Below are 13503 nucleotides of genomic sequence, written 5' to 3'. Positions count from 1 at the left end.
GCCAGAGAGGACGACATCATGTCTGCCCATCCCGCTGCCGCCCTTGCCCCCGAGCCCCGCGCGCTGAAGGACCACAATATCGTGCCCGAAACCGTCGTGCCGGGCGTCCTGTACGAAAAACGCTCTGCGCGCACGCCTGACGGCGCCGTGGTGCCTGGGCTGTTCAATGCCTGGATCACGCTGGATAACCCCGCGCAGTTCAATTCCTACACGACCGAGATGGTCAAGGGCACGATCCTGGCCTTTCGCGCCGCCTCGAACGCGCGTGACGTGGTGGCGGTGGTGTTTACCGGTGCGGGCGACAAGGCGTTCTGCACCGGCGGCAACACGAAGGAATATGCCGAATATTACGCGGGCAACCCACAGGAATACCGGCAATACATGCGCCTTTTCAACGACATGGTCTCGGCCATCCTGGGTTGCGACAAGCCGGTGATCTGCCGCGTGAACGGCATGCGCATCGGCGGCGGGCAGGAAATCGGCATGGCCTGCGATTTCTCGGTCGCGCAGGATCTGGCGCGCTTCGGGCAGGCCGGGCCCAAGCACGGCTCGGCCCCCATCGGCGGCGCGACCGACTTCCTGCCGGTGATGCTGGGGGCCGAGATGGCGATGGTCTCGGGCTCGCTTTGCGAGCCGTGGTCGGCGCACAAGGCGTATCGGCTGGGCATGCTGACCGACATCGTGCCCGCGCTGAAGGTGGACGGGAAATTCGTGCCGAACCCGCTGGTCATCACCGACCGCTGGCTGGACGAATACGGCAAGATCGCCCATGGCGAGCCGCGGACGGGCGAGGAACTGGCCGCGGGCCGCGAGATGCTGAAGCGCGGCAATGTGGACCTGTCGCTGCTGGATGCCCGGGTCGAGGAGTTGTGCGCCAGGATCCTGCTGACCTTCCCCGACTGCTTCACCAAGACCATCGAGGAATTGCGCAAGCCCAAGATCGACGCCTGGAACGCCAACAAGGAAAACAGCCGGTCCTGGCTGGCCCTGAACATGATGACAGAGGCGCGGGCGGGCTTCCGCGCCTTCAACGAGGGCAGCAAGGAGGACCGCGAGATCGACTTCGTCGCGCTGCGTCAGGCGCTGGCGGCCGGCACGCCCTGGACCGACGATCTGACCGAAAGCCTGATGCCCGCGGCGAGGGCACAGAAATGAGCGCCGCGCCCCTGAAGGTCTGGCACGACCGGGACGGGCGGCTGTTGCGGCTGCGTCTGGCGCGGCCCAAGGCCAATATCGTCGATGCCCCGATGATCGCCGCCATCGACGCCGCGCTGTCCGACCATCTGGACGATCCGCGGCTGATGGGGGTGCTGATCGACCATGAGGGGCCGCATTTCAGCTTTGGCGCCTCGGTCGAGGAACATCTGCCCGGCCAGTACGAAGCGATGCTGAGGGGCTTTCACGCCATGGTCCTGCGCATCGTCGCGGCGCCGGTGCCGGTTCTGGTGGCGGTGCGCGGCCAGTGCCTGGGCGGCGGGATGGAGGTGGCGATTGCCGGGAACCTGATCTTTGCCGCGCCCGATGCCCGTTTCGGCCAGCCCGAGATCGTGCTGGGCGTCTTTGCCCCGCCCGCCTCGGTCATCCTGCCCGAGCGGATGGAGCGCTGCGCGGCCGAGGCGATGCTGTTCTCGGGCCAGCCGGTCACCGGCACCGAGGCGCACCGGCTGGGGCTGGTACACAGCGTTTCCGACGATCCCGAACGCGCCGCGCTGGACTGGTTCGACAGCGGCATCGCCGGGCACAGCCCGTCCTCCCTGCGGCTGGCCGTCCGGGCGGCGCGCGGTCCTTACGTCGAGCGCATCCGCACCCGACTGGCCGAGGCCGAGGCGCTTTATCTGAACGAACTGATGCAGACCCGGGACGCGGTCGAGGGGCTGACGGCCTTTCTCGAAAAGCGCCCCGCGCAATGGGAGGCAACCCGATGACCGCCAGCACCGAAGCCATCATCGCCCATTGCCAGGCGCTGTTCGACGATCTGGACTTTTCTGCCGCGCGGGCGTGGAAGGCGGCCGAGCCGGGGCGCAAGGTGGTGGGTTTCCTGCCGGTCTATGCGCCGCTGGAGCTGATCCATGCCGCGGGCTGCCTGCCGCTCGGCATCTTCGGCGGCGGCGACCGGATGGAGGTGATCCACGGCGACGCCTTCTATCAAAGCTATATCTGCCGGATCCCGCGTTCGACCGTGGAACTGGGCCTGACCGGGCGGCTGGATTTCGTGGACGGGATGATCTTTCCCTTCGTCTGCGACGTGATCCGCAACCTGTCGGGGATGTGGAAGATCATGTTCCCCGATGTCTGGACCAAGTTCTTCGATACGCCGCAGAATTTCGACCCCGAGGTGGGCGGCGCCTATTACGCCGAAGAACTTCAGGAGATGCGCGAGGGGCTGGAACGGCTGACCGGCCGCCCGGTGACCGACGCGGCGCTGCGCACGTCCATCGCGCTTTACAACGAGAACAGACGCCTTGTGCGCGCCGTCTACGATTTCCGCGCCGAGGCGCCGTGGAAGGCCCCGGCATCCGAGGTGTATCTGCTGATGCGGGCCGGGCTGCTGATGCCGGTCGAGGAGCATAACGAGATGCTCGCCGCCTGGCTGGCCGCCGCAAGCGCCGAGGACCGGCCGCGCCGGGACAATGTGCGCATCGCGATCTATGGCTCGTTCTGCGAACAGCCCCCTCTGAACCTGATCAAGTCGATCGAGATGGCGGGCTGCTATGTGGTCGAGGACGATTATGCGCTGGTCAACCGCTTCCTGACCGAAGACGTGCCCGCCGATGGCGACCCCGTGCAGGCGCTGGCGCTGGCCTATCTGACCCATTCGGTCGAGACCTCGTGCAAATATGTGCCCCGGGAAGAGGACAAGGGCCGGTTCCACATCGCCCAGATCCGCAAGGCCCGCGCCGAGGGGGTGATCTATGCCAGCCCCAGCTTCTGCGATCCGGCGCTGCTGGACCGGCCGATGATCGCGCACCGGCTGACCGAGGCGGGCATCCCCCATATCTCGTTCAAATACGCCGAGAATTCCGGCCAGATGCAGCCCATCCGCGAGCAGGCCGGAACATTCGCCGATTCCCTCAAGCTCTGGAGCTAGGCCATGTCCGATGTCGTCAAGGAACCCTCGATGCTCCTGCAAAAGGAACTGATCGCCCGCAATTACGACGCCATCACCTCGTCCCGCGAAACCGGGCGCAAGGTGTCCTCGACCTTCGTGCCGGGCAACCTGAACGAATTGCTGTTGTGCTTTGGCATCGTCAACAACCTGCCCGAGATCAACGCGATCCAGAACGGCATGCGCAAGCTGTCGGGCGACTACATCATGACGGCCGAGAAATCGGGCCATTCCGAGGATGTCTGCACCTATGTCAAGGCCGATATCGGCATGATGGGCAAGGGCAACATCGCGCCGAACGGCAAGCCGTTTCCCAACCCCGATGTGCTGCTGCTGTCCTATACGGGCTGCTACACCTTCATGAAGTGGTTCGAGCTGCTGCGCGAGGAGTACAAATGCCCGACCCTGATGCTGCACGTCCCCTATGAGGGCGACGGGCAGTCGACGAAGAACATGCGCGATTACATCGTCAAGCAGTTGAAAGAGGTCATCATTCCCGGCCTTGAGGAGGTGTCGGGCGTCAAGTTCGACATCGACCGGCTGCGCGAGGCGCTGCGCAATTCGGCGCGGGCCGAGGATGATCTGGTCTGGGTGCTGGAACAGGGCAAGCGCACGCCCTCGCCGATCGACGCCTATTTCGGCGGGGTCTATTACATCGGCCCGATCTTTACCGCCTTTCGCGGCACGACCGACGCTATCGACTATTACACCGCGCTGCGCGCCGAGGTGCAGGCCCGTGTCGATGCCGGGCAGGGGCCGCTGATGCCCGATGGCACCACGCTGAGCGAACAGAAATACCGGCTGGTGGTCGAAGGCCCGCCCAACTGGACCCATTTCCGCGAGTTCTGGAAGATGTTTTCCGACGAGGGCGCGGTGGTGGTGGCCTCGACCTATACCAAGGTCGGCGGCATGTATGATCTGGGCTTCCGCCACGACCCCGACAACCCCCTGGAGTCGCTCGCGGATTACTGCCTTGGTTGCTACACCAACCGCAACCTGCCGAACCGCGTCGAGATCCTGACCAAGTATATCGAGGAGTATCAGGCCGACGGGTTGCTGACCAATTCCATCAAGTCCTGCAACAGCTTTTCGGCCGGGCAACTGATGATGATGCGCGAGGTCGAGAAGCGCACCGGCAAGCCCGGCGCCTTCATCGAGACCGATCTGGTGGACCCGCGCTACTTCTCGGCGGCCAACGTCAAGAACCGGCTGGAAAGCTATTTCCAGATGATCGAGCAGAAGCGCCGCGGCGCGACCCGGGCGGCCTGAGGGGGGACCAGTCATGCAGTGTTTCATCGGAATCGATCTGGGCTCGACCACCACCAAGGCGGTGGTGATGGACGAGAACCTTCAGGTGCTGGGCCGCGGCATCACCAATTCGCGCTCGAACTACGACACCGCGGCCAAGGTCTCGAAACAGGAGGCGCTGATCGACACGCGCCTGACGCTGTTCCGCCGGGCGCTGGCCGATGTGCCGGGCGCGGCAGGGCAGGTCGATGCGATCCTGGCCGATCTGGAACGCAACTTCCGCCATATCCAGTTCCTCGAACAGTTCGACGATCTGGAAGCCACCTGCATCGGCAATATCAGCGGCCCGCGTTTCGAGGGCATCGCGGGCGCTGTGCGCGACGTGCTGGAAGAAACCTTCCGCCGGTTGCGCGACCGCTCGGCCGGGCTGTTCGCCCCCGGGGCGCGGCGCAAGTCGGATTTCTTCCGCGATCTGGCGGGCGCCGATTTCATGCAGGTCGGCGAGGCGGTCAGCAAGGACGCGGGGCTGCCCTTCGAACTGGTCCTGAACCTTTATGACAAGTCGATCATCGAGGTCGAAAACCGCCCCCCCGCCGGCGAGATGGAGGCCAAGTTCCTGCGCGCGCTCGAGGCGGGGACGATGGACGCCACCACCATCGCCGCGCCGGTGCAGGCCGCACTCGCCATCCCGCTTGAGGAAACCTATGTGGTCGGCACCGGCTATGGCCGCGTGCGCCTGCCCTTTCCCAAGGAGCATATCCGCTCGGAAATCCTGTGCCACGGGCTGGGGGCGCACATGATGTATCCGGGCACGCGCACGGTGCTGGATATCGGCGGGCAGGACACCAAGGGCATTCAGGTCGATGCCCAGGGCATCGTCGAGAATTTCCAGATGAACGACCGCTGCGCGGCGGGTTGCGGCCGCTATCTGGGCTATATCGCGGACGAGATGAACATGGGCCTGCACGAACTGGGGCCGCTGGCCATGGCCTCGACCAAGCAGGTGCGCATCAACTCGACCTGCACTGTCTTTGCGGGCGCCGAACTGCGCGACCGGCTGGCGCTGGGCGAAAAGCGCGAGGACATCCTGGCGGGGCTGCACCGCGCGATCATCCTGCGCGCGATGTCGATCCTGTCGCGGGCGGGCGGGGTCAAGGACCAGTTCACCTTTACTGGCGGCGTCGCCAAGAACGAGGCCGCCGTGCGCGAATTGCGCAAGCTGATCGCCGAGAATTACGGCGACGTCCAGATCAACATCGACCCGGAGTCGATCTATACCGGCGCGCTGGGCGGGGCGACCTTTGCCGCGCGTGCCGCGCTGAACTGAGGGAGGAATGACATGAACCCCATCATTACTGCCGGCATCGACATCGGTTCGGGCTGCGTCAAGGCCGTGCTGTTCCGCGTGGACGGCGACCGCGCCGAGTGGCTGGACAAGGATGTGGCGCGCATCCGCAACCGCGACCCGTTCCAGCTTGCCGACGAGACATTCGACGCGATGCTGGCCCGTCAGGGGCTGAGCCGCGCCGATGTGGCCTATGTCGCCTCGACCGGGGACGCCGAGGCGCTGCGCGGCGCGACAGGGCATTTCTACTCGATGACGACGCATGGCCGCGGTGCGGTGTTCCTGAACGATCAGGCCCGCGCGGTGCTGGATATCGGCGCGCTGAACGGCCGCGCGATCCGCATCGACGACAGCGGCAAGGTGCTGGGCTACCGGATGACCAGCCAATGCGCCTCCGGTTCCGGCCAGTTCCTGGAAAACATCGCCCGTTATCTGGGCATCGCCCAGGACGAGATCGGCGCGCTGTCGCAATCGGCCGATGCGCCGGAAAAGGTATCCTCGATCTGCGCGGTGCTGGCCGAGACGGATGTCATCAACATGGTTTCGCGCGGGATATCGGCGGCGAACATCCTCAAGGGCATCCATGTGTCGATGGCGACGCGGCTTGCGAAACTGCTCAAGGCCATCGGCGCGACCGAGGGCGTGGTGCAGATGACCGGCGGGCTTGCGCTGGACGAGGGGCTGGTGGCCGCGCTGAACGAGGCGCTTCAGGCCGAGAAGATGGCACTGAGGGCCGAAAGCCATCCCGACGCGATCCATGCCGGTGCGATCGGCGCAGCGCTTTGGGGCGCCTTCCGCCATCGCAAGCTGGCGCATCTGGACGAAATGGCCGCCTGAGGCGGCCTTTGGGCGGCGTCACGCGCGCCGCCCATCCCATCCTGTCGCCCATCCCATCCTGTCAGAGCGTCCGGCAGAAGGCCAGGCGCTGCGCGGGGGCGAAGCCTGCGGACTCGAAGAACGCCATCAGCCCATGCGCGTTCCAGTCGACCCTTGTGTGCAGCGTCTCGACATTGAGCGAGCCAAGGTTGCCCAGAAGCTGGCGCATCAGCGCGCGGCCCACGGCACGCCCCTGAAAGCCGGGGTCCACCCCGATCGTGTCCAGTACCGCCGAAGGTGCCGTGCGTCCGTATTCGCCATAATCCACCCGCGCCATCACGAAGCCCACGAACATGCCGTCGATTTCAGCCACCAGCGAAACGCGCACGCCGCTTTCGCCCAGCATCTCGGCCAGCTTGCCCTGGTAATAGCGGCTGCGGGGCTGGCCCGTGCCGTTCAGCTTGCGGTCGATGGCGACGACGGCGGGCAGATCGGTCTCGCGCATCGAACGCACCAGGATCGGATCGCGGCCCAGCGCCTCGGGGCCATCGCCGGAGGGGTCGCTGAAATCGGTGTCATGGGTGTTCATGGGCGGGCCTCGGCGGTGACGGGGCAATTCAGGACAAGCTGCGGGGCGAGCGCAAAGCCCGACGCGGCGAAGAAGCGGACCATCTCGCGGTCGGTCCAGTCGGCTTCCGAGCGGATCTCGGTCACGCCGCGGGCGCGCAGGTCGGCCTCAAGCGCGTCCATCAGCGCCCGGCCGATGCCGGTTCCGCGCTGCGCGGGGTCGGTGGCGATGGCGTCGATCACCGCGGCGCGCGCGGTGCCGCCGAACTCGCCCTCTTGCAGATGGGCCGAGACGAACCCCGCAAGGCTGCCGTCGCGTTCGGCCACGAGCCAGGCAAAGCGGCCCGGATCGGCCCCGAGGCTTGCGTGGCGCTTGACGAAGAAGCCGCGGCGCGAGAGCCCGGTCACCTGCCGGTCAAGCGCGATGGCGGCGTCGAGATCCGGCGGCTGGACCGGCCGGACGGCGACGGGTTTCTCGGACATGCAGGCCCCCTTTTCCTTGTATGAATTAAAACGGTACGCTAATACCAAATTAAGCGATGGTCAAGCGGAGGGAGGGCAGGCTTTGGAGGCGACAGGGGGCTGGCAGGGGCGGCGCGCGATCGTGACCGGCGGCGGGCGCGGCATCGGGCGCGCGATTGCCGAGGGGCTGGTGGCGGGCGGGGCCGAGGTGCATGTGTTCGACGCCGCGGGCGGCACCGGACCCGAGGGCACCGCGATGCACGCCGTCGATGTGACCTGCGCGGGGGCGGTGGGCGATGCGGTGGCGGCGCTGGGGCGGGTCGATCTGCTGGTGAACAATGCCGGGATCACGCGGGACCGCTCGATCCTCAGGATGACGGACGAGGAATGGCGGCAGGTGTTGGATGTGAACCTGACCGGCGCCTTCAACCTGATCCGCGCGGTGGCGCCGGGGATGACCGGGGCGGGCTATGGCCGGATCGTCAACCTGGTGTCGATCAACGGGTTGCGGGGCAAGTTCGGTCAGGCGAATTATGCGGCGTCCAAGGGCGGGCTGGTGGCGCTGACCAAGACCGCGGCGCGCGAGTTCGGGCGCAAGGGGGTGACGGTGAATGCGGTCGCGCCCGGCATGGTGCTGACCGAGATGACGCTGGCGCTGGCCCCGGAGGTGCGCCAACGCGCGCTGGACGAAACGCTGCTGGGCCGCTTGCCGGGGGTCGAGGATGTGGCCGCGGCGGTGCTGTTCCTGCTGTCGGACCGCGCGGCCTTTGTCACCGGGCAGGTGTTGCAGGTCGATGCGGGACAATATGTCTGACGGGCGGCCTGGGCAGGGCGCGGCAGCCCGGCTTACTCCTGTCGGATCATCTTGCCCGGGTTCATCAGCCCCAGGGGGTCCAGCGCGCGCTTGATCTCGCCCATCACGTCCCAGGCAGGACCGTGTTCGGCGGCCATGTGGCCGAGCTTGCCCATGCCGATCCCGTGCTCGCCCGAGATCGTGCCACCCAGCCGCAATGCGCGCTCTGTCATCCGGTGCGCCAGGCGCTTTGCCTCGGCCAGTTCGACAGGGTTGTCCGGATCGACCAGCAGGATCGCGTGGAAATTGCCGTCCCCCACATGGCCCAGGATCGGGCCGGGGATATGCGATCGGGCGATGTCGGCGCGGGTTTCCTCGACCGCCTGGGCCAGCTTCGAGATCGGCACGCACAGGTCGGTGACCAGCGCCGTTGCACCGGGGCGCGAGGCTAGGCAGGCGTAATAGGCATTGTGCCGCATCGTCCAGAGCGCGGTCCGGTCCTCGGGGCGTGCGGACCATTCGAAGCCCGCCCCGCCATTGTCGGCCACGATCTCGCCAAAGGCTTCGGCCTGCTCGGCCACGCCGGATGCCGAGCCGTGGAATTCGACCATCAGATGCGGCTTCACCGGAAAGCGGGCACCAGCATAGGCGTTGACGGCGGCGGCGGTCGCTTCATCCACGAATTCGATCCGCGCCATCGGGATGCCCAGCTGGATCGTCTGGATCACCGTGTCCACCGCAGGGCCGATCGCGTCGAAGGCACAGACCGCGGCCGAGATCGCCTCGGGCTGGCCCTGCAACCTGACCGTCAGTTCAGTGATCAGCCCCAATGTCCCCTCGGCGCCCACGAACAGCCCCGTAAGGTCATAGCCCGCCGACGATTTGCGCGCCCGCGTGCCGGTGCGGATCACCCGCCCATCGGCCAGCACCACCTGTAGCGCCAGCACGTTGTCGCGCATCGTGCCATAGCGCACCGCCGTCGTGCCCGAGGCGCGGGTCGAGGCCATGCCCCCCAGCGTCGCATTCGCGCCCGGATCGACCGGAAAGAACAGCCCCGTCGCGCGCAGCTCGACATTCAGCGCCTCGCGCGTCACGCCGGGTTGAACCACCGCGTCCATGTCCTCGGGGTTGATCTTCAGAACCCGGTTCATGCGGGTGAAATCGACACAGATCCCTCCCTTGATGGCCAGCGCATGCCCCTCGAGCGAGGTGCCCGCGCCCCAGGCGGTCAGCGGACAGCCATGCGCGGCACAGATTCGTGCGATCGCCGCGACCTCGTCGACCGTCTCGGGATAGGCGACGGCATCGGGCAGTGCCTTGGGAAACCACGTCTCGCTGCGTCCGTGCTGGTCCAGATCCGGCCCCGACCGGCTGAGACGCCCCCCCAGAACGTTCCCCAGCGCAGTCAGGGCTTCGGCGGGAACGGGCATCCGGCAACTCCTTGCTCATCAGGCAACGGCAGGCACCCTAGGCGAGACCGGCGGCGCGGGAAAGTGCAACGCGCGCTGCATGGCGGAAAGCTGCGGAAATCCGTGAGCCTGGGTGCGTGCAATCGAGAGATCTCAACCTATTCTCTAGCGCGCCCCCGCATCCACAACCTTTGGTGGCTGTTTCTGGCTGAGGGTGCCACCGAAGCCGATCCTGTCCGCGGCCACCGCGATGGACGCCGCTTTGGCCGATGCATCGCGGGATTCGTCGCGCAAGGCAGCCTGACAAGACCGATGCGGCAGGCCAGCGGGCCGCCGCACGGCGATCAAAGGGCAGGCATTGCGGTGCGCATGGAAGGGGCAGCGGGTCCTTGCCAGGGAAAACGCCCCGCCCGCCACCGCGATGGCGGGCGGGGACCGCAGGCACGTCCCGTCCACGGGCGCACATGCGGGTATCGCCAACAGAACTCGTCAAAGGACAACTCGTCTTCCGGCGATACGCGCCTCGGAACCGTCGGTCCAAGCGGCGCGATCCTGAACCGCATCCGCCGCTACGTCACCCGGACAGTTCGCTTCGGCGCAAAGATGCCCGGAAATGGTTTACAAACCGTTGCGGCGCTCCGTTTCCGACGCAACGCGCCGTGTTTCCGACAGCGCGGACCGGTCCCTTCCCCTTGCACGCCCGGACGTTATGTTACACTTAGGCGCAGGAACGCAAGTTGGACGGATCGAGCAACATGAGCGTAGTCAAACCCACCGAGGAGATCTCGGTGCGCGAGGTTTTCGGGATCGACACCGACATGCTGGTCAGGGGCTTCGAGGAGCGCACCGACCGGGTGCCCGATATCGACCCGACCTACAAGTTCGACCCCGACACGACGCTGGCGATCCTGGCAGGCTTTGCCCATAACCGCCGGGTGATGATCCAGGGCTATCACGGCACCGGCAAGTCCACCCATATCGAGCAGGTGGCCGCAAGGCTGAACTGGCCCTGCGTGCGGGTGAACCTCGACAGCCATATCAGCCGGATCGACCTGATCGGCAAGGACGCGATCAAGCTGCGCGACGGCAAGCAGGTGACCGAGTTCCAGGAAGGCATCCTGCCTTGGGCGCTGCGCAATGCCTGTGCCATCGTCTTTGACGAATACGATGCGGGCCGCGCGGATGTGATGTTCGTGATCCAGCGCGTGCTGGAGGCGGACGGCAAGCTGACGCTTCTGGACCAGAACGAGGTGATCTCGCCGCATCCCTATTTCCGGCTGTTCGCGACGGCGAACACGGTGGGTCTGGGCGACACGACGGGGCTTTACCATGGCACCCAGCAGATCAACCAGGGCCAGATGGACCGCTGGTCGTTGGTCGCGACGCTGAACTATCTGAGCCATGACGCGGAATGCGCGATCGTGCTGGGCAAATGCCCGCATTACAACACCGAGAAGGGCCGCAAGACCATCGGCCATATGGTGACGGTCGCCGACCTGACGCGCACGGCCTTCATGAATGGCGATCTGTCCACGGTGATGAGCCCGCGCACGGTGATCGCCTGGGCGCAGAATGCCGAGATCTTCCGCAATGTGGGCTATGCGTTCCGGGTGACCTTCCTGAACAAATGCGACGAACTGGAACGCGCCACCGTGGCCGAGTTCTATCAGCGGCTGTTCGCCGAGGAACTGCCCGAAAGCGCGGCGAGCATCGCTGTAGGTTGAGGGGACGCGCCCGTCGGGCGCGTGCCTCCGGCGGGGATATTTGGGGCCAGAAGAAGGGTGAGGGCGCGTGCGGCGCCGGGACGGGATGACCAAACCATCTGACAACCCCGCCGATCCGTTCAAGAAGGCGCTGGCCGAGGCCACGCGCGTGCTGGCCGATGATCCCGATCTGGGCGTATCCTATTCGGTCGATCCGCCGGGGCTGATGGCGGATGCGGTGCGTCTGCCGCAGGTCAGCCGGCGGATGACGCGCGAGGAGGTGCTGATCGCGCGTGGCACGGCGGACGGCTTTGCGCTGCGCCACAGGTTCCATGATGCCGGGCTGCATGCGCGCTATCGGCCCTCGGGCCAGATGGCGCGCGATCTCTACGAGGCGATGGAGACCGCCCGCTGCGAGGCGGTGGGCGCCCGCGCGATGCCCGGCACGGCCGGAAATATCGACGCGGTGATCGCCGCCGAGGCCGCGAAGCGCGGCTATGCCCAGGCGCGCGAGGCGGGCGAGGTGCCGCTGTCGGTTGCCGCCGGCTACATGCTGCGCCATCTGGCGACCGGGCGGCCGCTGCCCAAGGGGGCGGACAATGCGATGGCGCTGTGGCGCGGCTTCATCGAGGAACAGGCGGGCGGCACGCTGGACCGGCTGGACGAGGTGCTGGCCGATCAGGCGGGTTTTGCCCGCTTCGCCCGGCAGGTGATCGCCGATCTGGGCTATGGCGACCAGTTGGGCGACGACCCGGATGCGCAGGAGGACGAGGCCGAGGACGAGGGCGCCGAGACCGACGAGGACGCGCCCGAGGAGTATGGCGAGGAACAGGGCGAGGACAGCGACGAGGCCGATGCCAGTTCGGAACGCTCGCAGGACGCGTTGCAGGATGCCGCGCAGGCCCATGTCAGCCCGGACGATCTGGCCGACATGGACATGGGCGAGGAAGCCGAACTGCCCGAGGGGGAGGCACCGCTTGAACCGCCGCCGCCCGCGCCGCATTCCGAGGCCGATCCCGATTACAAGGTCTTCACGGCCGAGTTCGACGAGGAGGTGAAGGCCGAGGATCTGGCCGAACCGGCCGAACTGGAACGGCTGCGCGCCTATCTGGACCAGCAGCTTGACCCGCTGAAGGGCGCGGTGGGACGGCTGGCGAACAAGCTGCAACGCCGTTTGCTTGCCCAGCAGAGCCGCTCCTGGGAATTCGATTGCGAGGAAGGGATCCTCGATGCCGGGCGGCTGGCCCGTGTGGTCGCGAACCCGACCACGCCGCTGAGTTTCAAGGTCGAGAAGGACACCGAGTTCCGCGATACCGTGGTGACGCTGCTGCTGGACAATTCCGGCTCGATGCGCGGGCGGCCGATTTCCATTGCCGCGATCTGTGCCGATGTTCTGGCGCGCACGCTGGAACGCTGCGATGTCAAGGTCGAGATCCTGGGCTTTACCACCCGCGCCTGGAAGGGCGGGCAGAGCCGCGAGAAATGGCTGTCCGAGGGACGGCCGATGGCGCCGGGGCGGCTGAACGATCTGCGCCACATCATCTACAAGTCCGCCGATGCGCCCTGGCGGCGGGCGCGCCAGAACCTTGGGCTGATGATGAAGGAAGGCTTGCTGAAGGAGAATATCGACGGCGAGGCGCTGGAATGGGCGCATCGGCGGATGATGGCCCGGCCCGAGGCGCGCAGGATTCTGATGGTGATTTCGGACGGGGCGCCGGTGGACGATTCCACGCTGTCGGTGAATGCGGCGAATTACCTTGAAAAGCACCTGCGCGACGTGATCGCGATGGTCGAGCGGCGCAAGGCCGTGGAACTGATCGCCATCGGTATCGGCCATGATGTCACCCGCTATTACCAGCGCGCGGTCACGATCACCGATGTCGAGCAGCTTGCGGGCGCGATGACCGAGCAACTGGCCGCGCTTTTCGACAAGGATCCGCGCGGGCGGGCGCGGATGATCGGGATCCGCAGGGCGGTCTAGGTTCTGAACTCATAAACGGGCTTCCCCTTTGTTTGGGGCTGTGGTTCCCTTTCGGAGAGGGAGGTGGTCATGG

12 protein-coding genes are annotated in these 13503 nt (G+C 66.4%); 9 read left to right on the top strand and 3 right to left on the bottom strand.

Annotated features, from left to right (window positions below; translation table 11 throughout):
- Positions 1-18 precede the first annotated feature (18 nt).
- From oah to bcrD, 6 genes are read left to right on the top strand one after another with little or no spacing between them, the layout of a single operon-like run.
- Complete coding sequence (gene oah / locus GH815_RS05625) at positions 19-1155, top strand: 6-oxocyclohex-1-ene-1-carbonyl-CoA hydratase (protein ID WP_153747783.1); 1137 nt, start codon at positions 19-21, stop codon at positions 1153-1155.
- A complete protein-coding gene (locus GH815_RS05620) occupies positions 1152-1925 on the top strand; it encodes a cyclohexa-1,5-dienecarbonyl-CoA hydratase (protein WP_153747782.1) in 774 nt (257 codons plus the stop codon). Before oah ends, GH815_RS05620 begins: the two co-directional genes overlap by 4 nt.
- Positions 1922-3088 carry a benzoyl-CoA reductase subunit C gene (bcrC, locus tag GH815_RS05615; RefSeq protein ID WP_153747781.1) on the top strand — a complete coding sequence of 389 codons (1167 nt, stop codon included), beginning with the start codon at positions 1922-1924 and terminating at the stop codon, positions 3086-3088. The genes GH815_RS05620 and bcrC overlap by 4 nt, the downstream gene beginning before the upstream one ends.
- Before the next feature lie 3 nt (positions 3089-3091).
- Entirely contained in the window at positions 3092-4375 is a 1284-nt protein-coding gene (gene bcrB / locus GH815_RS05610) for a benzoyl-CoA reductase subunit B (protein ID WP_153747780.1), read from the top strand.
- A 13-nt stretch (positions 4376-4388) separates the two neighbouring features.
- Entirely contained in the window at positions 4389-5681 is a 1293-nt protein-coding gene (gene bcrA, locus GH815_RS05605; protein ID WP_153747779.1) for a benzoyl-CoA reductase subunit A, read from the top strand.
- A 12-nt stretch (positions 5682-5693) separates the two neighbouring features.
- A complete protein-coding gene (gene bcrD / locus GH815_RS05600) occupies positions 5694-6536 on the top strand; it encodes a benzoyl-CoA reductase subunit D (protein ID WP_153747778.1) in 843 nt (280 codons plus the stop codon).
- A gap of 61 nt (positions 6537-6597) precedes the next feature.
- On the opposite strand, the gene GH815_RS05595 is transcribed toward bcrD, so the two are convergent.
- Positions 6598-7104: a GNAT family N-acetyltransferase gene (locus tag GH815_RS05595; protein ID WP_153747777.1), complete on the bottom strand. Its 507-nt coding sequence runs from the start codon at positions 7102-7104 to the stop codon at positions 6598-6600.
- Positions 7101-7565 (bottom strand): GNAT family N-acetyltransferase, encoded by a 465-nt coding sequence (locus GH815_RS05590; protein ID WP_153747776.1) that lies wholly within the window; start codon positions 7563-7565, stop codon positions 7101-7103. The genes GH815_RS05595 and GH815_RS05590 overlap by 4 nt, the downstream gene beginning before the upstream one ends.
- Positions 7566-7647: 82 nt before the next feature.
- Between GH815_RS05590 and GH815_RS05585 the strand changes: the two genes are divergently transcribed.
- Positions 7648-8358: an SDR family oxidoreductase gene (locus GH815_RS05585; protein ID WP_246176335.1), complete on the top strand. Its 711-nt coding sequence runs from the start codon at positions 7648-7650 to the stop codon at positions 8356-8358.
- Positions 8359-8390: 32 nt separating this feature from the next.
- Here GH815_RS05585 and GH815_RS05580 read toward each other — a convergent pair whose 3' ends face one another.
- Positions 8391-9767 carry an FAD-binding oxidoreductase gene (locus GH815_RS05580; RefSeq protein ID WP_153747774.1) on the bottom strand — a complete coding sequence of 459 codons (1377 nt, stop codon included), beginning with the start codon at positions 9765-9767 and terminating at the stop codon, positions 8391-8393.
- Positions 9768-10501: 734 nt separating this feature from the next.
- On the opposite strand from GH815_RS05580, the gene cobS reads away from it, so the two are divergent.
- Together cobS and cobT are read left to right on the top strand one after the other, a co-directional pair.
- Entirely contained in the window at positions 10502-11470 is a 969-nt protein-coding gene (cobS, locus tag GH815_RS05575) for a cobaltochelatase subunit CobS (RefSeq protein WP_153747773.1), read from the top strand.
- 85 nt (positions 11471-11555) lie between these two features.
- Positions 11556-13430, top strand: coding sequence for a cobaltochelatase subunit CobT (gene cobT, locus GH815_RS05570; RefSeq protein WP_153747772.1), 1875 nt, complete (start codon positions 11556-11558; stop codon positions 13428-13430).
- The last annotated feature ends 73 nt before the right edge of the window (positions 13431-13503 follow it).

This window comes from Rhodovulum strictum, from assembly GCF_009649175.1.
Taxonomy (GTDB): domain Bacteria; phylum Pseudomonadota; class Alphaproteobacteria; order Rhodobacterales; family Rhodobacteraceae; genus Rhodovulum; species Rhodovulum strictum.
The sequence above is the reverse complement of the archived record's forward strand: the minus strand, read 5'-3'. Positions and strand labels throughout refer to the sequence as shown.

Excerpts from the sequence above, each read along its gene's own strand:
- GH815_RS05620 (WP_153747782.1), top strand. The coding sequence starts at position 1,152 with ATGAGCGCCGCGCCCCTGAAGGTCTGGCACGACCGGGACGGGCGGCTG.
- GH815_RS05580 (WP_153747774.1), bottom strand. The coding sequence starts at position 9,767 with ATGCCCGTTCCCGCCGAAGCCCTGACTGCGCTGGGGAACGTTCTGGGG.
- bcrD (WP_153747778.1), top strand. The coding sequence starts at position 5,694 with ATGAACCCCATCATTACTGCCGGCATCGACATCGGTTCGGGCTGCGTC.
- GH815_RS05590 (WP_153747776.1), bottom strand. The coding sequence starts at position 7,565 with ATGTCCGAGAAACCCGTCGCCGTCCGGCCGGTCCAGCCGCCGGATCTC.
- bcrA (WP_153747779.1), top strand. The coding sequence starts at position 4,389 with ATGCAGTGTTTCATCGGAATCGATCTGGGCTCGACCACCACCAAGGCG.
- oah (WP_153747783.1), top strand. The coding sequence starts at position 19 with ATGTCTGCCCATCCCGCTGCCGCCCTTGCCCCCGAGCCCCGCGCGCTG.
- bcrC (WP_153747781.1), top strand. The coding sequence starts at position 1,922 with ATGACCGCCAGCACCGAAGCCATCATCGCCCATTGCCAGGCGCTGTTC.
- cobT (WP_153747772.1), top strand. The coding sequence starts at position 11,556 with ATGACCAAACCATCTGACAACCCCGCCGATCCGTTCAAGAAGGCGCTG.
- cobS (WP_153747773.1), top strand. The coding sequence starts at position 10,502 with ATGAGCGTAGTCAAACCCACCGAGGAGATCTCGGTGCGCGAGGTTTTC.
- GH815_RS05595 (WP_153747777.1), bottom strand. The coding sequence starts at position 7,104 with ATGAACACCCATGACACCGATTTCAGCGACCCCTCCGGCGATGGCCCC.
- bcrB (WP_153747780.1), top strand. The coding sequence starts at position 3,092 with ATGTCCGATGTCGTCAAGGAACCCTCGATGCTCCTGCAAAAGGAACTG.